Source organism: Westiellopsis prolifica IICB1 (assembly GCF_004323185.1).
Taxonomy (GTDB): domain Bacteria; phylum Cyanobacteriota; class Cyanobacteriia; order Cyanobacteriales; family Nostocaceae; genus Pelatocladus; species Pelatocladus prolificus_A.
Genome location: NZ_NAPS01000002.1, coordinates 991,721 through 1,016,923 on the forward strand (window position 1 = coordinate 991,721; position 25,203 = coordinate 1,016,923).

Genomic DNA, 25,203 nt, shown 5'->3' on the forward strand with positions numbered 1-25,203 from the left:
ATTTCGTCGTGAGCGCTCAGTCGAACGATTTTGGATTGTCAAAGACTGACATCATTTATCTGTTATCCTTTTATACATAAATAAAACTTATCATCTGTTCAGGATTGTTTTGTCAATTTATGTTGACTATTTGTAACAGTATGATTTACATTTATATACATAAGTTAATTTTTATTAATTCTCTTATCTCCTCTGGACATTTGGATTCCTCATGGTTACATTACCTCGGTGTTTCGCATCGGGGTTTTTGCTTTAGTGTCATTGGTCATTTGTCATTGGTTTTTCTCCGCGTTCCCTGCTCCCTTCCCTTGTCCCCGATTCCCGATCCCCGATTCCCAATCCCCGATCCCCAATCCCCGTTAAAATCTATTTCTTCAAAAACCTTTGACGCAGACGAAACACAAAAATATTAACTTCTGGTAATTTCATCCAAGCAGCGATCGCACCAAAAACACCCAAACCAACTAAGCTACATATAGTTAACTGCACTAATTGAATCAACAAACCATCTACACCTAAAAATCGCTGCAAAACTTGAAGAGTAGCAAAACTAGCTATACCAGCGACAATACTACCAGCAGTCAAACCGAAAATCGGTAAACACCATTCTCGTAAAGGTAAGCCATTCAATCTCCGGTTAAGCAAGAAAAATAGCATCAACACAGAACTGCAATTGACTGCCACTGTTGCTAATACTAAACCGGGAGCACCCAAAGATTTAATTAAAAGGAAATCTAACAAAGCATTCAGGAAAATATTTATCATGCTGATCCGAAAGGGTGTTGCACCGTCGCCCAAAGCATAAAACACCCGTACTAGGACATCACGCCCCAAATAGACAAACATCCCGATTCCATTTGCAATCAGCAAAGAAGCTACCAATTCTGAGTCCGCACCTTTAAAAGCACCGCGTTCGTAGACGACTCGCACAATTGGCACAGCTAAAGTTATCATTAATGCGCCCAAAGGCAGCATTGTAAAAGCAGAAAGTAACAGTCCTTGACGAATACGTAATTTTAGCTCATGCCAATGTTCAGGAGCAGCAAGTCGGGCAAACATGGGTAACAGGGGAACCAAAATCACATTGGAAATAATTCCCAAAGGTGTCTGTACAAGTAAGCCGGCGTTAGACAAAGCAGCAGCAACCCCTGTAAAAGGAATCAAAGAAGCAAAAAACAAATCTGTGTACAGGTTAATTTGCAGCATTCCTGATGAAAAGGTAGCTGGTAGCATGATTCTCATTACATCACTGACTCCCGGCTGATGAAAATCAAATCGCAATCGGAATTTACCCATACCCGCTTTGGCTTGGGCGATGACTTGTACTAGCCACTGCAAAAACGCACCTACTAAAACACTCCCTGCTAACACCATTCCACCTAACATGGCGGATTCAGGCGTGCTAATTTTGCTACCAATTTGCCAAGCCAGGACACCGAGACCAACAACAACCGTAACGCTAGAAAATAAAGGACTAATAGAAGGTAGCCAATATTGATTAGCAGCATTGAGAACGCCAAAACCGATCCCAATCAGACCTGCCAAAACCGCCATCGGTGCCATAATTTGGAGTTGATTAATGGCGATCGCTCTGACTAATTCTTTTCCTGGTACTTTTAAACCAGGTGCAAACAAATCTATGACAGTAGGTGCAAAAATCACCAATAAAATTGATGCAATTAACAGCACTCCACCCACTAGCGTTGTAATAGTTTCTACTAGAGGAGCTGCTTCTTCTTTCTTACGTTTAGCTAAAACACTGACAACAGCACTGTAAAAAGGCCCGTTAATTCCCCCTAACAAAATCAGCAGAAAACCAGGAATTGTATAAGCATAATTAAAAGCATCAGCCGCAGGCCCCAAACCAAAAGCAGCTGCAATCACTTGCTGCCGGACTAACCCAAATACTTTACTAATTAAAGTAGCGGCGGCAATAATACCAGCAATTCCAGCCAAGGAACGAGAAACTTTCTGTTCTTCCGTCACACCCAGTACCCGACAATTATATAGATAGCCTTATCCTTGAACATTTAACCGGAAATCTGAGATTTTGTCATTTGTCATTTATCCTTGCTCATTTGTGGGAATATCAGTATATTCTTTGTCTTCTTTGTGTTCTACCCTGCGAGAAGCCTATGAGCGCGTCTATGTGGTAGCCTGCGGCAAGCCGCTAAAGCGTCTACGTTCTCAAAAAAATAGTGGTTATTTGCTAGATCTAATCACAAATAACCACTAATTAACGACTATGAATTTTATTTAACGAGCGATCGCTGGTTTAGCATTTAGCATTACCCATAAAAAGGCAAGAGCCAAAATCAAAATCAACCCTAAAAAGCACAGCAAATAATTTCTCATAAAACAGTCCTTTGTCACTAATCATCTGTTGTTTACAAATGACCAATGACCAATGACCAATGACAAATAACTACTTCCAATCTTTCCCAACTCTAATAGTTAGATCAGATTCTAAGTCACCAGTTGCTGATACTTCAATTGTTCCCAAACCCAAGATTTTTTGCAGTTGTTCTGCGGCTTGGCGATTACCTTTTTGGGCAATAATCTTAGTTTCACTATGCCCGTCAGGCCAATCTGAGATAGCATAAACTTTTTTAAAGCCTTTGCTTTTGAGAGAATTGATCACCTTGCCAGTTAGCTGAGGTTGATTGGAAGCATTTTGAATAGCAATTTTGAGGCTAGGTAGCGATCGCGTATCTGGTTTGAGACCACCTATGCTGACTCCAGTATAATTATCGAGCAAATCAACTTTTCCAGTTAGATTCAACCAATAACTATCAGGATCTGCACTTAAACGACTGAAAATACCTGGTAGCAAGGTCATCTGAAAATTATCCCGCTCCATGTTCAAAGAGAAGTTGACTAGTGCCATCATCTCTTCTACTTTCAAATTGGTGTCAAAGTACTTACCCATAATATGAACTAACTGTGGCAATCTGGGTAAAACCGTCGGACTAAACAAGCGTTCGCGTAAACCCATCAACAATGCTTGCTGTCGCTGTATTCTGTTGAGATCCCCCAGATTATTATCGCGGTAACGCACAAACTGTTCAGCCTGTTCACCGTTGAGAGTTTGCCAGCCACTAACTAAATTAATAGAAAACTTCGCAGCAGAGTCTTTGTATTCCATTGGTTTGGGAACAAACACCTCTACTCCACCCAACTGATCCACCAACTGCCGTAACCCACTAGTAGAAATACGGATATAGCGATCAATCGGTGCATTACTCAGAGTACGACTTACAACCCGTGCCGCCAACACCGGGCCGCCTTGGGCGTTAGCTTGGGATACCTTAGTCAATCCCTTTGATTCTGGGATCGCAATCATAGTATCTCTAGGAATCGACAGCACCCGTATGGTATTATTTTCTGGGTTTAGTCTCACCAGCAACATAGTATCGCTGCTCGCAGCATAACTTTCTGGTGAACCATTAACGCTACCCCGGACTGGTTCGATACCCATGATTAGAATATTCATTGGGCGTGTGAGTTTGTATTGAGAAATGTTGCTCCAAATTTCTCCTGGTAATGGTGTTTTTTCTGCGTCTGGGCCGCCCATCCCTAACTCTTCATCTGTTCGATCTATATCGCTCCAGAGCGGAGTCCAAAGCGCTAAAGTCGATACTAATAACCCTGAAAGTGTGATCCCTACAACTATTGTCAAAAACCAAAATAGCCAGCGAGGCATTGCCAAACCCAACCTCTGATAAAGTTGGCTGGGTATGGAACCCACAGATTCTACAAACTCAGATGAGATTTTCGTTTTTTGCTGTGGATTTGACTCATCAGTTGATTTTTGTCCTTGTTGAGATTTACCCTGATTTTTGATCTGTGCTACTTGTTTAATCACAAACTATCTCCCCACTCATCCACTCCCTAAACCTAATGTTAATCGAAGCAACAAATCTTGCCAGTGACGAACACCACAGTACACTTAGTAGTGTTCTTAAGTAAGTCTCTATGACAACATGACTCAAGCATTGTTCCCAGTAATTCTTGCTGGTGGTAAAGGCGAGCGTTTTTGGCCCCTCAGTCGCCAAAATCGACCCAAACAATTTTTAAACCTAGATGGTAGTTCTAGAAGTCTCCTACAAGCAACGGCTGATCGACTGCTACCACTAGCAGGCGGTTGGGATCGCTTATCGGTCATTACTTCTAGTCAAATAGCTCAAGGAGTTAAAGAACAACTACCTGAACTGCCATCAAATAACTTGCTAGTCGAATCTCAGGGAAGGGACACAGCCGCCGCAGTCGCTTGGACAAGCTTGGAAATCAAAAAGCGTTACGGAGATGACGCTATTATCGGCTTTTTCCCTGCTGATCACTGGATTGCTAACCAAGAATCTTTTGCAAGCACAATAAATGCAGCAATTGAACTAGCAGCAAACACAGCAGCAATTGTCACACTGGGGATCAAGCCGACCTTTCCATCAACTGGCTACGGTTACATAGAACAAGGCGAACAGACTGGTTGCTTTAATGACTTGCCAGCTTATCATGTCAACCGCTTTACTGAAAAGCCTGACCGAGAAACGGCAGAAAATTTTCTAGCGACGGGACGTTTTAGCTGGAATAGCGGGATGTTTATTTTCCGGGCGGGTGTTGTTCTCAAGGAACTACAAATCCATGCTCCAGAAATTATTGAACCGTTGATACAGCACGGCCCTGATATCTATCCCCAGTTACCTAAGAAGAGTATAGACTATGCTCTTATGGAAAAAACGAATTTGACATATGTCTTACCAGTGGATTTTGGCTGGGATGATTTAGGTGATTGGAATGCGATCGAACGTTTATTAAAAAAAGAAGATAACCCAAATGTGGAACTAGGAACTCACCTAGGGTTAGATACACAGGGTGCAATTATTTATGCTAGCAATGCTGATGATGTGATCGTCACGATTGGTCTAGAAGATGTCGTAATTGTACGCGATCGCAATGTGACTCTAGTTGTCAAAAAAGACCGTACTCAAGAAATCAAACAAATCCTCAAAACCTTGCAAAGCGATCCCCGATTTACAGAATTGTTGTAATAGGTTTCCAACTCTCCCCACCCTATAGGGATGGGGAATTCTGCCAAATTAGTTAAATTGTAGTGCGATCGCCTTCACTGTAGATTTACCTCAACACGACTTTGAAGTACCTCAACACAACTTTGAAGTACCTCAACACAACTTTGAAGTACCTCAACACGACTTTGAAGTACCTCAACACGACTTTGAAGTACCTCAACACGACTTTGAAGTACCTCAACATGAGTTTGAAGTACCTCAACATGAGTTTGAAGTACCTCAATACGAAACCATCAATGAATAACAAACAACCGCCAACAAACAACTACTTCGCCTTCGCTTCTAAGTTTTCCAGACGACTTCTGAGTTCTTGATTTTGTTGTTTGAGCTGATCAAGTTCCTCGCGTAGTTGTTTAACTGCGGTGTCTGTACCAATACTTTTTTGCACTTTGGCAATTTCTTCTTCAGCATAGCGGCGTACTCGTCCGTCTGCTGTTTGCTCGCCAAGGGATTGCAAGATAGTAATGGCTTTGGGAGTTTCCATATTTCCCAAGGCTGTCAGCACTGCTACTTGAGTTAAAAAGAATCTTTCTTTTGCCAGTTCTGCCAAATGGTCTAAGATTCGTTCTACGTTAGCAGAAGTTTGACCAACAGAAACTGTACCTAATGCCCGAATTGCGTTCAAACGCAAAGGCTGAGGAACACCAGCTTTAGTGTATTCCAAAATTAAATTTAAGGCTGCTTCGGAAGTTTTGAGCTTGGCTAAACCAGCGATCGCCCCACTACGTACCACTTCATTCCAACCAGCTTTTTCTTCTAAAACTGTTTTCAGCAGTTTCAAAACTTTTTCTTCTTTGGGTTTTTCTTCCAAACTAGCAGCTGCGATTGTTCCAACGGCACGGGAGGCGGCTGCTTCGACATAGTAGCTAGTATCTCCATGCTCAACTACTTCTTTGACAACTTTATAACTGGCGTGGGTTTTAATTGTCGCCAGTGCTTCTACTACAGCTTTACGCACGTTTGAATTTTCATCTTTTAACCCTAGCACTAAAGCATCAAAAGCTTGATCTAATTTGATTTCTGCTAATTGAGCAGCTACTTCTTGCCGCACACCCCAGAAAGGATCTTTTTGCAGTGCTGTTTCTAGTGCTTTGAGGACTTCTAATCCTCCTTTTTTCGCCAAGGCTTCAGCTGCGTAAATGCGTGAAGTCGGATGGGGATCAAATTCTAACTGGGCTTTTAATTCTGGGACTGGATACTCCAAGGAAACTGTTTTCAAGAAATTATTGCCAACATCAAAGCTGACAAACAAGGGTTTCTCTTGCAGTGGAAAATAGAAAGTTTGTTCGCGTTCGTGAACCCGTACTTTGAAAATTTTTAACTCAGCAGGCGCACTATTTTCGGCATACCCAAAACCAATAGGAACTCTCAGGTCAAATAAGTTACTCTTACTGCCATTATTATCTGATGCTGCTTGAGTTTGAGTTATGGTGATTTTAGCTAAATTAGCATCACTATCCCAGGAGTAAGCTACTTTAAAATCAGGATGTCCGCCTCTGTAAACATACTGATCAAATAAGAATAAAAGATTACGTCCACTCGCTTTTTCGATCGCCCGCAACAAATCTATTGTTTCTACAGTTTTATGGGCATTATCCTGGACAAATGTCTGCATGGCTTGCCAAAACATTTCGTCACCCAATTCCGTACGAATCATGTGATAAACACAAGACCCTTTTTCATAAATATGGCGATCATAAAGCTCAATAGCTTCTCGGTAAACGTGTGTTACCATCGGGCGGCGATAGCGACCACTATCTTCTGCTAAATAGCTGCGGGCTTCTCCTAAACGGTAATAGGCTGCTTCATCTGCACCATATTCATGCTCTGTCCACATTACTTCAGAGTAAGAAGCCATACCTTCTTTTACCCAAGCATGAGACCAGTGCTTGATCACAACCAAGTCACCAAACCATTGGTGGGCGAGTTCGTGGACTACTAAACTTTCTGTGTTGCGATTATCTAATGCTGCTTTAGCATCCAGCAAACACCTATCAGTTAAAAGTGTGGTGGAAGTGTTTTCCATACCACCAAAGATAAAATCATCAACGCAGACTTGAGCATATTTGGGGTAGGCGTAAGCATAGCCGTATTTTTCGCTCAAAAACTCCATCATGCGCGGAGTTTTGCCCATACTCCGTTTAGCGTCTGCTTCCCGTCCTTTTTCCACGTAGTAAGTAACAGGTTTACCATTCCACTCATCGCGAATTTCTGCAAAATCACCTACAGCTAATGTCATCAAATAGGTAGGATGAATTTGTTGTTGCGACCAGTGGTATATTTTATCATCGCCATCTTCTTCTGTGGCAATCAGTTCACCGTTGGAAATCGCAATTAGGGGTTTGGGAACACGGACACGAATTTCGGAAGTGGACAATTGTCCTGGATAATCAAAGCAAGGAAACCAGAAGCGTGAGTCTTCATCTTCACCCTGTGTCCATACTTGAGTAGGTTTGTGGGGGTAATGTTTTTCTGGTTGGATGAAGTAGATCCCTCGTTGGGGTTTTTGGACAGAATAGGCGATCGCGATCGCAATTCCTTTATTTGCTATAGTCGGCGAATGCAGTTGAACCGACAATTTTTGACCGTCGTAATCAAACTTCTGGCTAACTTCATCCACTAAAACCGATTCAATGTTCAAGTTAACAGCATCTAATACCAAACGGTCAATACCACTACGAATAGGCAACAAACTAATATTGCACTGACCTTGAACGCTTTGGTTAGGAATATCTAAATCGAGATCTAGAAAAATATGTTCAACCTGTCCGGGGCGATCAGGGTTATAGTGTGGTTTTGCGCCTGGTAACTCAAAAGATTTGTAACGCTGATTTTCTGTATCAAAAAAATAATAAGACATTGATGCCTACTGACCTTTTAATCCTGATAACTTTTAATGGATTTAGTTAACAAAAAAGAAAAATTTGCTACATAGTACACTTTTCCTAAATCGACTCTTACATGCTTCTTGTTGTCATTTAGTTAGGAGTGTCCTATGCTCTGTGTGGGTTTCAGTGAGTAAAAATACCCTAAAGCTATTTGCATAGCTTTAGGATAGCTTGTTACCATATGTTAATATTAATTTTTTTCGGTGAAGAATAGAAAAATTCTCAAAATTTATCTTCATAATGGTGTGTGAGTTTCGCCTTTATTTACAACACGAGTAATATTATTTACCAATACAAACAGTAAAACTAAGTAAACAAGGTAGATAAAAACAAAAAAACTAAGCACCCTAAATCAAATATTGTAAATGTCTTAATGACAAATTCATAAAAATATAATAGTAGAATATAAAGTGTTTAAAATCAAAGTTTAATGTTTAGATTTCGTGATAAATTGGCAGCCACAGTTGTAGTAAAAAATCAAAGGGTAAAGATAAAAGAATTATTTGCCCTGTGTCTATTTTGTACTGAGGGTAGAGGTAGAAATTAATTTAAAGTTATTTAATTTTTTTGGCATCCTAATAATTTTATAACAGATCATCGGAATCACATTGCAACATCAAAAATCCAGAAACCAAAATATTTCACCTCGCCAACTAGCTTTTGTTGGTTTGCGAGAAGTCCACAACGGAGCATATGCTGATGTAGCACTAGACCGAGTATTGCCCAAAGCAGATATAACAGATGGTGAAATTGGTGTAAAAAGACTCAGCGATCGCCGTTTAGTTACAGAATTGGTCTATGGGTGTACCAGGAGACAGCGTACTCTCGATGCCATCATTAATCAACTGGCCACAAAAAAGTCTCATCAGCAACCCAAAGACCTCCGCACAATTTTGCATCTGGGTTTATATCAGTTACTGTATCAACAACGAATTCCTCCTAGTGCTGCTGTTAATACTACCGTGCAATTAGCTAAGGAAAACGGTTTTGTTGGGCTGGCTGGTTTTGTAAATGGTTTATTGCGCCAATTTATTCGCCTGTTAGAGAAAGTGGGGGGACATGGGGGACATGGGGGAGGTTGGGAGACGGGAAATACGGATGAAATATCCTCCGCATCTGCAATTGACCTTTTGATCACGTCTTTTTTAGAGCTACCAGAAAACCCTGTGGAACGTTTGGGTATTTTACACAGTTTTCCTGATTGGATTATTCAAGTGTGGGTAGACCAATTTGGTGTTCCTGAAACAGAGAAACTGTGTATGTGGATGAACCAAACCCCAACAATTGATTTGCGGGTGAACACACTGCGGGCTGATTTAGAAACAGTAGAAACAGGATTGCAAGCAGTTGGTATTTCCTGTCAACGTCTTCCCCACCTACCGCAAGCTTTAAGATTACTTAGTCATCCAGGTCAAATTCAAAATCTCCCCGGTTTCAATCAGGGTTGGTGGAGTATCCAAGATAGTAGCGCTCAATTGGTTGGTCATTTCCTTGATCCCCAGCCAAAAGAAGTAGTGATTGATGCTTGTGCTGCACCAGGTGGTAAAACTACTCATATTGCCGAGTTAATGCAGGATACCGGAAAAATTTGGGCGTGCGATCGCACTCCTTCTCGAATGCGGAAACTTCAACAAAACATTCAACGACTTCATCTCAAGTCTATAGAAATTTGCGTTGGTGATAGCCGTAACTTACCTCAATTTCACAACTCTGCTAATAGTGTCTTATTAGATGCACCTTGTTCTGGTTTGGGGACTCTACATCGTCATGCTGATGCACGTTGGCGACAAACACCAGAGTCTGTACAAGAACTTTCACTACTGCAAAAAGAACTAGTTTCACATACTAGTACTTTTGTCAAGTCAGGAGGAATATTAGTTTATGCTACCTGTACATTGCATCCAGCCGAAAATGAAGCCGTAATAGAATCATTCTTAGCAGAAAACCCAGATTGGAAAATAGAGAATTCGAGCCAGAATATATATTTTTCTAGGTATTCCACGTTACAAGGCTGGCTGAAAGTATTACCTCATCAACATGATATGGATGGATTTTTCATGGTTCGTTTAAGAAAAACCAATGATTCAGGGTGAATACTGTTAGCGGTTGTAAGATTTCAAAGAGGGCAGTGTGAACTATAGGAGGCTGTGATGTCAGTGAACTCCAGTAATGTCAAAAACTTAGTCAAAATCCTAATTGGAGCAGCTTGGATAGATGGCAGAATCCAACCGGAAGAAAGGCAATATCTCCATCAAATAGCCCAAGAAAAGGGAGTAGCTAGCGATCCAGATATTAAGCCTTTATTATACGAGTTAGTTCCTGTGAAGCCAATCGAATGCTACGACTGGGTAAAAGAATATTTGGGTGAGTATCCCAGCATGGAAGATTGCCAAAACCTGATTCAAGCAATTAGTGGTTTAATCTACACTGATGATGAAGTTGCAATAGAAGAAGCAAAACTGCTGACTAAATTACAACAATTATCTAGCCAGGAGCAATCAACCCAAGCCGGATTGAATGTCCTTCTCAAACAAATTCAAAAGCTTTACCGTCGTTGGGTTGAAATTCAAAATTAATCATAGTCAAAAGTCCATTGTCAAGTGTCCATTGTCAAGAGTTGTTTTACTATTAACCATTGACTATTGACCATTGACCATTGACTATTTACTCACACACCAGGAGTTTCATCTTTGTCAACTTTGGGGACAAAGTCAGGACGGCTTTTATCTTCCCAACCTACTGGACGCTTGGAGTTATACCAAGCAATTGAACCAATAGTAACAGCAGCAATAAAGCCTACTACATATACCGCAGTGAAAGCAAAGGGAAAATGAGGTTCGTTAGCTGCTTGTGCTGCTGCTTGCATCAATAAATTCATGAGTATAATCTCCTAAAATAAGTAACACTACTTAAAAACTTATAAAAAGAGCATACCATCCACATCCATCACAAGTCAGAGGGAAAGGAAGAGATTAGTAATGGTTGTTTGTTAATCGTCAATCGTCAATTGTTTTCGAGTCATCTCCCTTCTGTTGTCCTCCTTGTCCTCTTCGTCCCCCGATCCCCGATCCCCGATCCCCGATCCCCATTTCATTCTGACGAACTTGGCTTAAGTCTTTCTCGCCAAGAAGATGTGGGTGTAGAACTAGAAGAATTGCTAGTAGATGAGGTAGATCGTAATCGAGGAGTTACAGACGCAGAAGAATTTGAATATCGTCTATATCGTCGCCGTGGTTGAGATGAGGAAGATTCATTATTTGCAACTGATTCGGAACTGTTATACCGACGCCGATAACTTCTTTGGGAACTAGAGTCGTCAGTAGCTTGCTGTTCTCGGTAACGGCGTCTGCGTCGTCTTGGGGTTGGCTGTTGTTGCTGTTCTTGCTGCTGTTCGTAGTTTCGTCTGTATCTTCTTCGGCGAGATGATCGGCGATCGCTATCATCAGAATTGATCTGTTGATTTCCCCCATCAGAATTTCCATTATTAGAAGGTGCAGGAGGATTAATAATTCGTTTAGCTTTGATCGGTTGGGCTTTGATAGTACCTTTGCGACCTTCTAGTTTAGGTCGTTCGGGAAATTTTTCCACCGGCATTCCTGCTGTTGCTTTTTCCATGAATTCATGCCAAGTATAAGCAGCCGTACTGCTACTACCCCCGGTTGGTTGGTTATTGTCGTTACCCAACCATACACCTGTTACTAACTGGGGTATAAAGCCAATAAACCACAAATCCCTAGCCTCATCGGTAGTACCAGTTTTACCTGCAACAGTTCTATCATTGAGTTGGGCAGCACCACCAGTACCTTCATTGACCACATTACGTAACATCCAGGTCATAATCGCGGCACTTTCTATATCTAAGGCTCGTTTGGGCTGAAAATTATCTCTCCAGATCACCTTACCTTGGCGGTTGAGAATCCGGGTGATGCCGTGGGCTTCTACGTGTAATCCCTGAGTGGCAAAGGAACCGTAAGCACTGGTTAATTCTAATAGGTTAACTTCGTTCGAGCCGAGAGCTAGAGAATACACCGGCTTGAGTTCCGATTGAATTCCCATCTCATGGGCAAGTTTTATTGTCGGCTCAAATCCAACATTCAGCAACACCTTCACCGCAATAATATTTATTGACTTGGTGAGAGCATCTCTCATATTCATCCAACCATGAAAACTCTCACTAAAGTTTTTTGGCTCGTAGCCATCCACAATTAAGGGTGCATCTTCGTAACCATCATATGGATTCTTTCCAGTCGCAATAGCTGTTGCATACACAAATCCCTTAAAAGTTGATCCTGGCTGCCTTTTTGCCTGGGTAACTCGATTAAACTGGTTTTTACCAAAGTCTTTTCCCCCCACCATGGCTTTAATAGTACCAGTCCGGGGATCGATCGCTACTAAAGCAGCTTGTTTAAAGTTTTCCCAGCTACCTTGGTTACGTAAAGTTTTATCAACAGCTTCTTCTGCTGACTTTTGCCAAGAGAGGTTGAGGGATGTTTCCACCGTCAAACCACCTGCATTTAAAACCTCTGGCGAAACATATTTCGGTAATTCTTTTTGGATATAACTAATAAAGTATGGTGCTTCTATTTGCCAGCGTTTGGGTGGACTGGGTCTAACGGCTAATTTTTCAGCAAGCGCGATGTCTCTTTCAATTGTTGTAATATACCCGTCTTCATGCATCCGCTCTAAAACTAAATTTCTTCGCTGTTGGGCAGATCCTAGATTCACTTGGGGCGAAAAACGATTTGGGGCGGGGGGTAAAGCTGCTATTGTTGCCATTTCGCCCAAGGTGAGTTCATGTACTGGTTTACTAAAGTACACCGACGCCGCATCCGCAACACCATAGGCTCCTGAACCCAAATACACTAGATTCAGATAACGCTCTAAAATTTGGTCTTTAGATAATTGGTCTTCGATTTTTTGTGCTAGACGAGCTTCTTTGAGCTTACGCCAGATTGTTCGTTCTTGTTTAAGAAAGAGAATTCGTGCTAGCTGTTGTGTGATGCTGCTACCACCTTCTACGAAGTTTTGCGATCGCAAATTATTTAAAACTGCTCTGACAATTCCTTGAGCATCAATACCGCCGTGCTTATAAAATCTTCTATCTTCTGAGGCCAGAAAAGCTTTTTTAAGTTTGTCTGGTATTTCCTCTAGTTTGAGCTGTTCTCTAGTTGCTTCTCCCTGCTGTTGCAAAATCGTTCCATCAGCAGCTTTGATAGTTAGTGTTTGCTCTCTGACAACAGCACTTAATTCGTCTTTGTTTGGTAATGTTTGATCTATTGACCACACCCCGTAACAAATAGCAGCGACCCCGCCACTTACACCCAAGCCAGCCCAAAACCAATAACGACGGTATAGGGGCTTGGGACTACCAGGAAGCTTGGCAACTACTTGAGTTAATCTCTGCTTGGCTTGCTCTAGTTTTGTTGGTGGTCGGTTCTCGTCATGGTTTTGTTCATTTGTGGATTCCTCATTTTTTTGGGGATCACCAGCAGGTGATCCAGATTTTTCTGTTTGAGGTTCACTCGATTTTGTTGTTTTTTCTTTAAACCAGGAGGTAAACTTCGCCACGTCAGCTCCTCACTTCCAGTAGTTCCAACCTAACCACCATCAAATTTTCAGATTGGTACACAACGTTTGTGTTTGTACAGTATCCTAATAAATTATTAGCTTAATTCACTATATAACAAATAAATTTTTTTGAAATTAATATAAATAAAATAGCAGAATTTTATACTTTATATTCAGTAATATTTGGAGTTGTCAAAGCATTGAAAATATTTGCACACAGCAAACCGCAGACAGAGACAATAAACAATGCTCTATCAAAATGACTGGAAGCATGTTGCAATTGCTCTAGGTAGTAACCTTGGAGATTCCTACACAATTTTAGAAACGGCTATAGAAAATTTGATGCAAATACCAGCTACTATTTTAGAAGGGAGATCCAGTTGGTATCAAACTAAAGCCATAGGACCACCACAGCCAGATTATTTGAATGGTTGTGTGATTCTCCAGGTTAAGATTTCACCATATTTATTATTGACAAGTTTGCTAGAGATAGAAACAAAATTTGGACGTGTCCGCAAAGAGCGTTGGGGTCCTCGCACCTTGGATTTGGATCTATTGTTATATGATGACTTAATTGTGGATACGCCAAAACTCCAAATTCCCCATCCTAGAATGCGGGAACGCGCTTTTGTGTTAGTGCCATTAGCAGAAATTGCCCCCAAGTGGGTAGACCCGGTTTCCGGACGCTCAATTCTGGAATTGAGTAAAGATATAGACTGTTCTGAAGTACATTTACTCACGAACGTATGATATTGACACCAAAAATATAGTGTGTAGAAATTGATATTAATTTAAGTTGATTCATGATTTTCCTTACACCCTAAAAGTCATAAATCCTTTTTCTAGTGATTCTTAAACTCAAACACATTAACTATGCCATTAGGTAGAGAATTACCCCAGCTACTCAAACAATGTCTGTTCTACAGAGGACGTAAGTTTAATTTTGAGGTCAATCGCCTACGTTTGCCTAACAAATCAGAAGGAGAATGGGAGTGTATTCGTCACCCTGGAGGTGCTTTGGCTGTACCCATAACCCCAGAGGGGAAACTCGTTCTCGTACGTCAGTATCGTTTTGCGGTTGGGGGGAGATTGTTAGAATTTCCAGCGGGAACAGTGGAAATGAATGAAAACCCATTGGATACAGTGAAGCGGGAAATAGAAGAAGAAACAGGCTATCGTGCTTATAAGTGGCAGACATTAGGAGAATTTTTTATTGCTCCAGGGTACTCTGATGAAATTATTTACGCTTATTTGGCTCAAGATTTAGAAAAACTCGAAACACCACCAGCACAAGAAGAAGACGAGGATATCGAAACAGTTTTACTAACTCCAGAAGAATTGGAGAAAGCAATTCTACAAGGTGAACTCATGGATGCGAAATCGATTTCCAGCTTTTTTCTAGTACGCGACTTCCTTTTGGGTGACAAAAAAGATGTTTAATCGCGACAATGATTAAAGCTTGTGCTATATTGTATATATAGTTGTAAACAACCCAGAGCTACAAGCTCTGCCTTTTTGAGACTAAGACCGCTCAGGCAACAAGGAGGTGATGCCCATGACAGATAGTAGTAAACGCATGGGTCATCAGGTTGCAGGAAGCCGGCTGTGTGCCGGGGCTGTTCTCTAAAAGTCAGCTTTAGTCTTGATTGAGAGACTAGTTTACCTCAAGCAGCAAAGCTGATTTGGAGTTCCATCCGGCAGTTAGGTTGCAACCTGAAGACCCAACTAGACCGCTCTTACCTAGATCACCCGATCTAAAGTAAGAGCGGATAGTTTTTATATATAATTATGTATATATAGATAGTAAAAATTGTCGCGAAAGACCAACCAATTTGGTGTTAAGTACATTAACATCTAGAACAAAGATTTTTTTATCCCGCCCTAACTGTAAGGTAAATAGGAAGGAATCTGAAAGATCATCCTAGTTTAGGGTAAGTATTTTTAAGTATAAAATTTACCAAAATTGCAATTTAAAATAATTATAAAAATCTATAAACTTGTATCAAATCATGGGAACAGTACCCAATGAATTGAGTCTTAACTTACAGAGTGAAGTAAAGCTAAATACTTGACATCAATAAAGTAAAAAGCATCTAAATTTTAGCAGAGGTAATTAACAAAGTCAAAAGTATAAAAGTTAGAGCAGTAGTTAATACTATCAGTCTCATCAGATGCAAAATATCACTAACTAATGATATTGGAAGGATGATATGGCACAATTACTTACAGAGGCAGAGGTTCAAGATTTAGCAAGCAACCTCTCAGGCTGGACAGTAGAGGGAGCAAAATTACAGACTCAGCGTCAGTTTAAAGATTTTTTACAGGCAATAGAGTTTGTAAATAAACTTGTTGAACCGGCCGAGTCAGCAGGGCATCATCCAGATATAGAGATTTCTTATAACAAAGTTAGAATCACACTGACGACTCATGATGCTGGTGGTTTAACGCAGAAAGATTTTGAATTAGCCAAGGTAATTTCTCAAATAAGTTAAGTGATAACTCTTAGTAAACCAAACGAGAAATTACAACAGATCCTGTGTGAGTTTCAACAACTAGATTCCGAGTATGGTTTTGTAGGAGGCGATCGCTCTAATGATAGAAATGACAAATAATGCTTGAAATTTCAAGAAAAAGCGAGGCAAATGTGACAGTTGTATATGCGAACTCTCACGTATTGTCTTCTGACTCAGATGTTTTATAATGACAAGCTATAAAGATATGTTTTTGCATAGGTTAACCACATAAAGTTATCTATAGAGAATTTAATTTACTGTTTAGCTTGGCAAAAACTAAAATTGTCTTAGGGGCGTATGCCTCATCCACAGGTTTCAACGAGAAGTTGCATATTTGGCAATAGTTGCAGCAAATTAAATGTTTAGAACGAGGTGTGAGGAGAACAGGAAGATGTCTAATATCTTGTGGAAATCATTAGTGGTAAGTCCAGCAGTTTTAGGAGCCGCACTTTTAGTTTCAACAACTGCGATCGCAGCCCCTAACGGCCCTACCCCTGAAGTAGTCAAAGCAGACTTATCTACAAATCAACAACAACAAAATAATTCTGCTTCCGTTGTTGTACCAACCCAAACAACCGAGCAGTCAAATATCTTGGCTCAGGTACAACAACAAACACAAATAACACAACTAGCTCAAGCACAGCAAGTACAGCAAGTACAGTCAACAGAAGTTAACGTCCTAGACCAAGTTAACCAATACGGTAGCGAAGGGAAAGTTGCTAATTCCCAATCGCAGGTAACATCGGTTTCTCAGTTCTCCGACGTACAACCAACTGACTGGGCATTCCAAGCACTTCAGTCCTTGGTTGAGCGCTATGGCTGTATCGCAGGTTACCCGAACGGCACTTATCGCGGCAACCGTCCCATGACCCGCTATGAATTTGCCGCAGGTTTGAATGCTTGTTTGGATCGGGTCAATGAATTAATCGCTACAGCAACAGCTGATTTGGTAACTAAAGAAGATTTGGCGACCTTACAGCGCTTACAAGAAGAATTTTCCGCAGAACTAGCAACCTTACGCGGTCGTGTGGATGCATTAGAAGCACGTACAGCTGAGTTGGAAGCTAACCAATTCTCAACCACAACCAAATTAGTTGGTGAAGCAATCTTTGCTCTGACTGATTCTTTTGGTGACAACGATAATAACAACACCGTCTTCCAAAACAGGGTTCGTTTAGACTTACAAACCAGTTTCACTGGTAGAGACTTGTTACACACCCGTCTTGCTGCTGGTAATGCTCAAAGATTAAATATCGGTGATAACGGTGGTGCAGAAGGTCTGCAAACCTTTAATATCGGTAACACTGGTAACAACGACGTCGATATAGACTGGTTGGCATACTACTTCCCATTGGGTGATAATGCCAGAGTTTATGTTGCTGCGACTGGTGGTATTTGGAGTGACGTTGCTGCTACTGCTAACCCTTACTTTGAAGACTACGACGGTGGTAATGGTGCGTTGTCTACCTTTGCTTCGGAAAACCCTGTTTTCCGTGTTGGTGGTGGCGCTGGTGCAGCAGTGAACTTCGGCTTTGGCGACAAGCGCAGTTTCCTTCTACCAACTTCAGTCACAGTCGGTTATTTAGCATCTGAAGCTAGTAGTCCCACTGATGGTTCAGGTGTATTTGATGGCAACTATGCCGCTCTTGGACAGCTGAACTTTAACTTGGGCGATCGCTTGGCATTAGCCGCAACTTATGTTCATGGCTATCATGGTGCAGGCAGTTCTCTGTTTGATGCGGGTTCTGTAAATAACTCTGTAGTTGGTACTAGTCAAGCCAATACTTTGAGTACTACAGACGGATCTTCCAGTAATTCCTACGGCTTATCAGCAGCCTTTAGACCCAGCGATAGATTCTCGGTAAGTGGCTTCGTTTCTTACCATGATGTCAGTGGTGGCGGCTCCAATGATGACTTTGAAGCTTGGAGTTATGGTCTAGGAGTTGCCTTCCCAGATCTTGGCAAGAAAGGTAACGTATTGGGTATTTTCGCTGGTGCTGAACCCTATGCTCGCAACAGATTTGCAAATGTAGATGATGGTGATGTACCATACCACTTTGAAGGCTTCTACAAATATCAAGTCAGCGACAATATCTCCATCACTCCTGGTGTGGTCTGGGTAACTTCTCCTGGTCAAAATAGCAATAACGATGACGCGATTATCGGTACACTCAGAACAACCTTCACATTCTAATTTAGTTGTTTGTTAATAGTTGTTAGTTGATTAGTGGTTTTTTCCCAATCATCTAACAACAGCAAAAATGTTTTCCCCGCCTTTGAGCGGGGTTTTTTATGTTTTTAATTATAAAAACAACAAACCCTAGTAGGTAACCGGAGTATACTAAAAAAGTAACAGGGATTATTTATTTCATATTATTAGCTGTGGAACTATCGTGTAAATCAGAATACGCAATTCTTGCTTTGTTAGAATTAGCAATTCGTTACCAAAGTGGAGAACCGCTACAAATTCGTCAAATAGCAGCACAACAAAATATACCTGATCGCTATCTAGAACAATTGCTAGCTATCATGAGGCGTGGGGGTCTAATCAAAAGCCAACGAGGATCAAAAGGTGGTTACTTGTTGGCGCGAGAACCTTGGAAAATCACGCTTTTTGAAGTATTAGCATGTGTAGAAGGCTTAGATAAGGTGCAGACCAATGAAGAAGATAAGCCCAAAACTGTAGATGGTGCTGTTGTAGAAGAAATTTGGCAAGAAGCGCGTGAGGCAGCAAACTCAGTTTTACATAAATACACACTTGCCGACCTCTGTGAAAAACGCGATTCACGACGGCAGTTGAATTTTATGTATTACATTTAGTAATTTGTCCAAAGTCAAGTGTCAATTGTCAATTGCCCAAAGCAAATAGTTTTTTGACCCATTGACTATTGACGCTTGACAGTTGACATTTGACTATTGACCATTGACTATTGACAAAGGACAAATAAACCAATGCGAATTGCTCGTAACATTACAGAACTTATCGGACGTACACCTTTAGTGCAGCTCAACCGTATTCCTCAAGCAGAAGGCTGTGTAGCTGAGATTGTCGTGAAGTTGGAAAGTATGAATCCAGCCGCATCGGTGAAAGACCGAATTGGGATCAGTATGATTAATGCTGCTGAAGAGGAAGGATTGATTATTCCTGGTAAGACCGTATTAGTAGAACCCACTTCTGGCAATACCGGGATAGCCTTAGCAATGGTAGCAGCAGCTAAAGGTTATCGATTAATTTTAACAATGCCAGAAACAATGAGTGCTGAACGACGGGCAATGTTGCGGGCTTACGGTGCAGAACTTGAACTCACACCAGGAATTGAAGGTATGAGTGGCGCGATTCGGCAAGCACAAGAGATTGTTGATAAATTGCCCAATGCGTACATGTTGCAGCAATTTCGTAACCCTGCAAATCCGCAAATTCACAGAGCAACAACAGCAGAAGAAATCTGGGAAGATACTGAAGGTAAAGTAGACATAGTTATAGCCGGCATCGGTACTGGTGGTACAATTACGGGTGTAGCAGAGGTGATCAAAGCACGCAAACCCAGTTTAAAAGCGATCGCAGTTGAACCAACCAACAGTCCAGTTTTATCAGGAGGAAAACCTGGAGCGCACAAAATCCAGGGAATTGGTGCAGGATTTGTTCCCCAAGTACTAAAGGTAAATTTAATTGACGAAATTATTACTGTCAGTGATGACGAAGCGATCGCCTATGGACGGCGTTTAGCAAAAGAAGAAGGTTTACTCTCTGGTATTTCTACTGGTGCTGCTTTGTGTGCTGCAATTCGTATCGCCCAACGCCCAGAAAACGAGGGACGCTTAATTGTGATGATTCAGCCTAGTTTTGGAGAAAGGTATTTAAGCACACCATTGTTTCAAGACTTGGTAGAAGCCAGAGTCAGCAACACTTAAATGAGAACTTGGCCAAACTGTTAAAATTTTGAAGGCAGGTAAGCTCAAGTTATCACCTACCTTTCATCCCCGCACTATGTAGTGACGGGGCTTTCAGGATGTTCTCTAAATGGTAAATAATAACCACTACGAAACTCTTCAAGTAAGTCCTCACGCTAGCCAAGCAGAGATTAAGCAAGCCTATCGCCGCTTGGTTAAGCAATATCATCCTGATAGTAATCAAGAAACAGCAGATAGCGAGGAAATTATCCGTATTAATGCAGCATATGAAGTTTTGGGTGATGCTGAAAATCGCCAAAGTTATGATCGACGAAATTATCACAAACTGAAGCAGCAACCCAGCAGCAGACAACAGCGTAGCACTGCTGCCGGGCAACAATATCAAACAAAACGACAAACAGGAAGAGACATTGATGATCAAATTGAAGAATGGCTACGTCAGGTTTATCAACCAAGTAGTCGCCTAGCGTATGTCATTCTTTATTCTTTGAAAACACAAATTGAAAAACTAGCAGCTGATCCTTTTGATGATGAGCTTTTAGAAGATTTTCAGGAGTACTTAGAACATTGCCGAGAAGACCTCAAACAGGCACAAATTTCTTTTCGTTCCCTACCTAATCCCCCTAGTTTAGCAAGAGTAGCGGCTCATCTTTATTACTGCCTCAATCAAATTAGTGATGGACTAGATGAATTAGAATATTTTCCCTTGAATTACGACGAGAGTTATTTGCACACAGGTCAAGAAATGTTCCGTATTGCCAAGGGATTGTACCGCGAGGCCCAAGATTCGGTAGCAGTTTATAAGTAATATCAAGTTCGGATAATTAGTTATACTTCCCAAAGTCATTGTACCCCACCCCTTAATCCCCTCCCCGCGTGCGGGGAGGGGCGGTTTTGGCGTTAGACAAAACTGGGGTGGGGTTGTGTGGGAATTATAAGTAGGGCTTGCTGAAAAAGTAATAAAAAAGCCACACAAGGATTAGTTAACTGCGAGCGATACCATCCTGGCGTGCAGCACGTTGTACCGCAGCTGCAACAGTAGTGGCGACGCGTTCATCAAATACAGAAGGAATGATATGTTCCCTGTCCAAATCTGATGCTTTAACTAAAGAAGCGATCGCACTTGCTGCTTCTAAATACATGGAAGTGGTGATCGTCTCGGCTCGACAATCTAATGCACCGCGAAATACCCCCGGAAAAGCCAAAACATTATTGATTTGGTTGGGGTAATCACTACGCCCAGTAGCCATAACAGCCACTTCATTACTAACTAATTCTGGCTGAATTTCGGGAATGGGATTTGCCATCGCAAACACAATCGGATCTTTCGCCATCGAACGCACCATTTCTGGTGTGACTACTCCCGGTGCGCTCACACCAATAAATACATCTGCTGCTTGCATTGCACCCGCTAGAGTACCCTGTGCTTTGACAGCAAATTCTTGCTTTTCTTCTGTTAAATCAGTACGACTGGTAGAAAGAATTCCTTTAGAGTCACACATCCAAATTTTATCAGCCCCGGCTTTTTGCAATAAACGAGCGATCGCTATTCCAGCTGCACCAGCACCGTTAATTACAATGCGAATTTGATCGATTGACTTATGCACTAACTTGAGAGCATTAAACAGTGCAGCCAAGGTGACGATCGCCGTACCATGTTGATCGTCGTGAAAAACCGGAATATCCAACTCTCGCCGCAGTCTTTGTTCAATTTCAAAGCAACGAGGTGCAGCAATATCTTCTAAATTGACACCACCGAATACAGGCGCAATATTTTTCACAGTACGGACAATTTCATCTGTATCTTGGGTAGCCAAACAGATAGGGAAAGCATCGATGCCAGCAAATTCTTTGAATAGCATTGCTTTACCTTCCATGACTGGTAAAGCAGCCCCTGGGCCCAGATTTCCCAGACCCAAAACAGCGCTACCATCAGTAACAATTGCTACAGTATTTTGTTTAATAGTTAATTTGTAAACATCTTCTGGGTTTTGAGCGATCGCTGTACAAATACGTCCTACTCCCGGCGTGTAGGCCATTGCTAAGTCAGAAACACTTTTGAGACTAATTCTACTGGTAATACTAATTTTGCCGCCCCGATGCAAATTAAAGGTGCGGTCATAAACATTCAGTAATTTAATATCTGGTAAAGCTTTGACTGCTTGCACAATTGCTTCGGCGTGTTCGGTGCTAGCAGCATCAACGGTGAGATCACGAATAGAAAAAGCTCTAGTTTGTTCGATTAAATCAATTTGACCAAGATTACCACCAGTGGTGGCGATCGCCTGAGTAACGCTAGCTAACATTCCAATCCGGTTGGGAATCTCCAGGCGGAGTGTCAAACTAAAACTAGAATTAGGGGTAAGCTCTGTCATTGTCAGTTTGGGTGGGAGAATCTAGATTTTAAGTTGCATCCAGGGCAGTCACCAATTGTACTCTGATGCTGAGTGTGGTTGTTTGTCAAGTTTAAATTGATGTTAGTCTGACTTTTCACTGGATCTGAAAAACTTCTCTCCTACAAAGCTACCTAGATTCAGGTTGATGGAGTACGGGTATATTTATGCACATAGTCAGGTAGAGTAATACCCGACTGCAAACGAGAATCTGGAATCGGTGCTGCTGCTTTCTGTTGCAATGGCAACACACCAGCCCATACAGGTAAATTGTAATCTGCTTCATCATCAAGTGGTGGTCCTGTCCGTACCTTTGCTGATGCTTCATCCAGTGGTAAAGATAATACTAAAGTTCCTTGTAGTTCCTGGCGATTGGGTGGGCGCACCTCTACCCATCGCCCCGATATAACATGTTCAGTAAAAGCATGTAATGCTGCTAGCTTTTCTTCAGGACTTTCTACTATTGCTGCTGTACCAAATACTACTACTGATCTATAATTCATTGAGTGGTGAAAAGCAGACCGCGCCAACACCAGTCCATCAAGTAGGGTGACGGTAACGCAGACTTCGATGGCATTTTGGAGCGATCGCAACATCCTACTTGCAGGAGAACCATGAATGTAAAGTTTGTCTTCTATCCTGCCATAAGCTGTAGGAATTACAAATGGTTGATCATTTACAGCAAACCCGACATGACACACCAAACCTTCATCTAAAATGTCATAGATAACTTGACGTTCATACTGTCCACGTTGAGGAACGCGCCTGATTTTAGTGCGTTGCGTCACAGGCAAAACATTTTCACTACTATTACTCATGATTAAAAACTTGTTTCAATAGGATATATTGTCAGCTTAATAGTGCAAGTGGTCTACTACAAGAGCCACTTTTGTGTTGTAATATCAGTCCACTTAGAACTCGTAAAGCTTCTTGAGTTGCACGAGTAAATGTACTTTTACCCGATCTATTTGGCCCAGCAATTATAGTTAGGGTAGGTTTTGCTTGCCTCATTTACTCTTAACTTCACGAATTATTTCTCGTGTTCCGTCTGAGCGCAATTTATATAGGACTTACGCAAAAATTGCCGAAAAGCTTAATTGATTTAACCGCCAAGGAGCCTTAGACGCGCAAGCGGCTACTTTCACCAAGCCACTACCTACGGAAGCCGCACAAGCGTCTACGTGTCTACCGTAAGGTAGAACGCCAAGGATTTGTAGAGTGTGCGTAAGTCCTATTATATTCAAAGCAACGACCATCTGATAATTCCATAATTGCTACACTTGCACGAGAATAAAATATTGGGCGACCAGCTACTTTATGTTTGCTAATTTCTTTTTTGACCCCTTCTTGTGCATTTTGATAATTTTTTCTTTCAATTCATGCATGAGTTTCAATGTATCTGAAACAGCTTTCACTTCAATCAGTTTCTTGGCTTGCTCTTCATTTAAGTCTTTTTCATTTTTCAGTAAGGCATATTTACTATTTTTTAATCCGGACAGTATTTTTTCGTATTCTGCCTTCTGTGATGAAGAGGTAGTTTTTTTAATTAATTCTTCTGTCTGGCTTTTGTCTCGCTTTCTTTGCTTATCTAATTCTTGATTAATCTGCGTCATTACATGAAATATATCTGCTACCACCTGAGCATTTGGCATTAATTATATTACTAAATCTTTATAACCTTGCCACAAATCTATACTGACTTATTCTATTTGGGATAAGACTTATGCTCCCCATGACATCAAGGTTATCTTGATTATTTCTTGTGTGCGTTCATTCAATATTGCAAGCAGCTTGGATGTATCTAATTTCAATTGTCGTCTATTTATTTCCAAAAATACTTGTTGTTCTCCCCAAGGTAAATCTTTCACTATATGTCTACGATTTTAATGTAATCTATGATTTTTGTCCCACACTTAGGACAAATACTTTCTTTACGAGTTGGCTCTATTTGTAAAATTACTGCAATTTCTTTATGCTGGCGTTGTGAAATAAATTTTACTTCTGATAAACCCAGCAGTTCGGTGAGTACTTTTATTCTCTTGGGAGTTATATCTAGCCCAAAATCATTGGAGTTAAATAATTTAGCTTTATATAAAAATAACTAGTAATTATTATTAATTATGACTCATTTTAACTGTCTTAAATGTCTTAACTTTCCTTGAATTTTATTAGCGATTATAAGATGCTGAAAAAGTAATACTTAAGCAAATTTACAGCGAATTAGTAGCTAAAGAGTAAAAATCATGACAAATCAGCAAACTCCACAGATAGAAATTACCAATATTGTCTACAAGAATCAGGTCAAGAGAACTCAATCTGACGAATACGTTGAAATTACCAATCGGGAAAAGACACCCGTCGATGTATCTGGTTGGCAACTTGCTTCCGGGGTAGGACGCAATAAAGCGTTCACTTTTCCCCAAGGAACAAAATTAGCCCCAGGTCAGAGCGTGCGGGTTTATACCAATGAAGTACATCCAGAGTCAGGCGGCTTTAGTTGCGGTAGCGGTGTATCCCTTTGGAAAGATTCAGGAGATGAGGTCAGACTATTAGATGCTCAAGGAAATCTAGTATCGGGTTTAGCCTATGATAGTAAAGGCAATTTCACGAAAACAACCACTGCTAAAGAGAAGACATCAGCTGCGGACAAAGTTGCCGAAAATCAAAGCACAGATGTAAATATCAATGAGCTACTAAACAAGCCTGTTCTGATTGAAAATCAACAGACAAAACGGTATCTGTTTTCCGATGGAGAGCCAATCAAAGGACAGCGAGGAGATGAAGGTGGCTGGCTAGCATCAAGCGGCTTTGAAAGTCCGAAAGTCGTTGGTGCTGATGCCAA

General features: G+C 41.2%; 19 protein-coding genes and 1 pseudogene. 11 read left to right on the top strand and 9 right to left on the bottom strand.

The window, feature by feature from the left end; genetic code table 11:
• Positions 1-366: 366 nt before the first annotated feature.
• Both murJ and B4U84_RS18625 read right to left on the bottom strand, forming a co-directional pair.
• Positions 367-1,986 carry a murein biosynthesis integral membrane protein MurJ gene (gene murJ, locus B4U84_RS18620; protein WP_131119967.1) on the bottom strand — a complete coding sequence of 540 codons (1,620 nt, stop codon included), beginning with the start codon at positions 1,984-1,986 and terminating at the stop codon, positions 367-369.
• A 439-nt stretch (positions 1,987-2,425) separates the two neighbouring features.
• Positions 2,426-3,865 carry an LCP family protein gene (locus B4U84_RS18625; RefSeq protein WP_044448203.1) on the bottom strand — a complete coding sequence of 480 codons (1,440 nt, stop codon included), beginning with the start codon at positions 3,863-3,865 and terminating at the stop codon, positions 2,426-2,428.
• A 118-nt stretch (positions 3,866-3,983) separates the two neighbouring features.
• Here B4U84_RS18625 and B4U84_RS18630 point away from each other — a divergent pair, with 118 nt between their 5' ends.
• Positions 3,984-5,048: a mannose-1-phosphate guanylyltransferase gene (locus B4U84_RS18630; protein WP_131119969.1), complete on the top strand. Its 1,065-nt coding sequence runs from the start codon at positions 3,984-3,986 to the stop codon at positions 5,046-5,048.
• A gap of 304 nt (positions 5,049-5,352) precedes the next feature.
• On the opposite strand, the gene B4U84_RS18635 is transcribed toward B4U84_RS18630, so the two are convergent.
• A complete protein-coding gene (locus tag B4U84_RS18635) occupies positions 5,353-7,947 on the bottom strand; it encodes a M1 family metallopeptidase (protein ID WP_131119971.1) in 2,595 nt (864 codons plus the stop codon).
• Positions 7,948-8,583: 636 nt separating this feature from the next.
• Here B4U84_RS18635 and B4U84_RS18640 point away from each other — a divergent pair.
• Together B4U84_RS18640 and B4U84_RS18645 are read left to right on the top strand one after the other, a co-directional pair.
• On the top strand, positions 8,584-10,068 hold the full coding sequence (locus B4U84_RS18640) for a 16S rRNA (cytosine(967)-C(5))-methyltransferase (RefSeq protein WP_131119973.1): 1,485 nt from the start codon (positions 8,584-8,586) through the stop codon (positions 10,066-10,068).
• A gap of 57 nt (positions 10,069-10,125) precedes the next feature.
• A complete protein-coding gene (locus tag B4U84_RS18645; RefSeq protein WP_131119975.1) occupies positions 10,126-10,551 on the top strand; it encodes a tellurite resistance TerB family protein in 426 nt (141 codons plus the stop codon).
• Between the two features lie 92 nt (positions 10,552-10,643).
• Here B4U84_RS18645 and psb35 read toward each other — a convergent pair whose 3' ends face one another.
• Positions 10,644-10,853 (bottom strand): photosystem II assembly protein Psb35, encoded by a 210-nt coding sequence (gene psb35 / locus B4U84_RS18650; protein ID WP_017310624.1) that lies wholly within the window; start codon positions 10,851-10,853, stop codon positions 10,644-10,646.
• 212 nt (positions 10,854-11,065) lie between these two features.
• Positions 11,066-13,543 (bottom strand): transglycosylase domain-containing protein, encoded by a 2,478-nt coding sequence (locus tag B4U84_RS18655; protein ID WP_131119977.1) that lies wholly within the window; start codon positions 13,541-13,543, stop codon positions 11,066-11,068.
• Between the two features lie 246 nt (positions 13,544-13,789).
• Here B4U84_RS18655 and folK point away from each other — a divergent pair, with 246 nt between their 5' ends.
• From folK to B4U84_RS18690, 7 genes are all read left to right on the top strand, one after another.
• Positions 13,790-14,293, top strand: coding sequence for a 2-amino-4-hydroxy-6-hydroxymethyldihydropteridine diphosphokinase (gene folK, locus B4U84_RS18660; RefSeq protein ID WP_131119978.1), 504 nt, complete (start codon positions 13,790-13,792; stop codon positions 14,291-14,293).
• Between the two features lie 123 nt (positions 14,294-14,416).
• On the top strand, positions 14,417-14,983 hold the full coding sequence (locus B4U84_RS18665; protein ID WP_131119980.1) for an NUDIX hydrolase: 567 nt from the start codon (positions 14,417-14,419) through the stop codon (positions 14,981-14,983).
• A 770-nt stretch (positions 14,984-15,753) separates the two neighbouring features.
• Positions 15,754-16,035: a 4a-hydroxytetrahydrobiopterin dehydratase gene (locus B4U84_RS18670; protein ID WP_017310629.1), complete on the top strand. Its 282-nt coding sequence runs from the start codon at positions 15,754-15,756 to the stop codon at positions 16,033-16,035.
• A 412-nt stretch (positions 16,036-16,447) separates the two neighbouring features.
• Positions 16,448-18,250, top strand: coding sequence for an iron uptake porin (locus B4U84_RS18675; RefSeq protein ID WP_131119982.1), 1,803 nt, complete (start codon positions 16,448-16,450; stop codon positions 18,248-18,250).
• 188 nt (positions 18,251-18,438) lie between these two features.
• Complete coding sequence (locus B4U84_RS18680; RefSeq protein ID WP_131119984.1) at positions 18,439-18,876, top strand: RrF2 family transcriptional regulator; 438 nt, start codon at positions 18,439-18,441, stop codon at positions 18,874-18,876.
• Positions 18,877-19,008: 132 nt separating this feature from the next.
• The gene (gene cysK / locus B4U84_RS18685) at positions 19,009-19,968 is read left to right on the top strand and encodes a cysteine synthase A (protein WP_131119986.1); all 960 of its coding nucleotides are present in this window, start codon (positions 19,009-19,011) and stop codon (positions 19,966-19,968) included.
• A gap of 109 nt (positions 19,969-20,077) precedes the next feature.
• Positions 20,078-20,776, top strand: coding sequence for a J domain-containing protein (locus B4U84_RS18690; protein ID WP_044448191.1), 699 nt, complete (start codon positions 20,078-20,080; stop codon positions 20,774-20,776).
• 175 nt (positions 20,777-20,951) lie between these two features.
• Here the strand turns inward: B4U84_RS18690 and B4U84_RS18695 are convergent, their stop codons facing one another.
• The 4 genes and pseudogenes from B4U84_RS18695 to B4U84_RS32135 all read right to left on the bottom strand — a co-directional run.
• Entirely contained in the window at positions 20,952-22,343 is a 1,392-nt protein-coding gene (locus tag B4U84_RS18695) for a malic enzyme-like NAD(P)-binding protein (RefSeq protein WP_131119988.1), read from the bottom strand.
• Positions 22,344-22,501: 158 nt separating this feature from the next.
• Positions 22,502-23,179: a pyridoxamine 5'-phosphate oxidase family protein gene (locus tag B4U84_RS18700; RefSeq protein WP_017310635.1), complete on the bottom strand. Its 678-nt coding sequence runs from the start codon at positions 23,177-23,179 to the stop codon at positions 22,502-22,504.
• Positions 23,180-23,431: 252 nt separating this feature from the next.
• Positions 23,432-23,617, bottom strand: a complete 186-nt coding sequence (locus B4U84_RS18705) for a hypothetical protein (protein WP_131119990.1) — start codon at positions 23,615-23,617, stop codon at positions 23,432-23,434.
• An 87-nt stretch (positions 23,618-23,704) separates the two neighbouring features.
• Positions 23,705-24,411: pseudogene (locus B4U84_RS32135) on the bottom strand (transposase); the annotation flags it as partial.
• 193 nt (positions 24,412-24,604) lie between these two features.
• Here B4U84_RS32135 and B4U84_RS31230 point away from each other — a divergent pair.
• Positions 24,605-25,203 (top strand): lamin tail domain-containing protein (locus B4U84_RS31230; protein ID WP_131121006.1); only part of this gene is annotated, 599 nt, incomplete at its 3' end.

Coding starts and splice junctions, on each gene's coding strand:
- B4U84_RS18695 (WP_131119988.1), bottom strand. CDS start 22,343: ATGACAGAGCTTACCCCTAATTCTAGTTTTAGTTTGACACTCCGCCTG.
- B4U84_RS18630 (WP_131119969.1), top strand. CDS start 3,984: ATGACTCAAGCATTGTTCCCAGTAATTCTTGCTGGTGGTAAAGGCGAG.
- psb35 (WP_017310624.1), bottom strand. CDS start 10,853: ATGAATTTATTGATGCAAGCAGCAGCACAAGCAGCTAACGAACCTCAT.
- B4U84_RS18675 (WP_131119982.1), top strand. CDS start 16,448: ATGTCTAATATCTTGTGGAAATCATTAGTGGTAAGTCCAGCAGTTTTA.
- B4U84_RS18690 (WP_044448191.1), top strand. CDS start 20,078: ATGGTAAATAATAACCACTACGAAACTCTTCAAGTAAGTCCTCACGCT.
- B4U84_RS18670 (WP_017310629.1), top strand. CDS start 15,754: ATGGCACAATTACTTACAGAGGCAGAGGTTCAAGATTTAGCAAGCAAC.
- B4U84_RS18645 (WP_131119975.1), top strand. CDS start 10,126: ATGTCAGTGAACTCCAGTAATGTCAAAAACTTAGTCAAAATCCTAATT.
- B4U84_RS18705 (WP_131119990.1), bottom strand. CDS start 23,617: ATGGTCGTTGCTTTGAATATAATAGGACTTACGCACACTCTACAAATC.
- cysK (WP_131119986.1), top strand. CDS start 19,009: ATGCGAATTGCTCGTAACATTACAGAACTTATCGGACGTACACCTTTA.
- B4U84_RS18635 (WP_131119971.1), bottom strand. CDS start 7,947: ATGTCTTATTATTTTTTTGATACAGAAAATCAGCGTTACAAATCTTTT.
- folK (WP_131119978.1), top strand. CDS start 13,790: ATGCTCTATCAAAATGACTGGAAGCATGTTGCAATTGCTCTAGGTAGT.
- B4U84_RS18700 (WP_017310635.1), bottom strand. CDS start 23,179: ATGAGTAATAGTAGTGAAAATGTTTTGCCTGTGACGCAACGCACTAAA.
- B4U84_RS18665 (WP_131119980.1), top strand. CDS start 14,417: ATGCCATTAGGTAGAGAATTACCCCAGCTACTCAAACAATGTCTGTTC.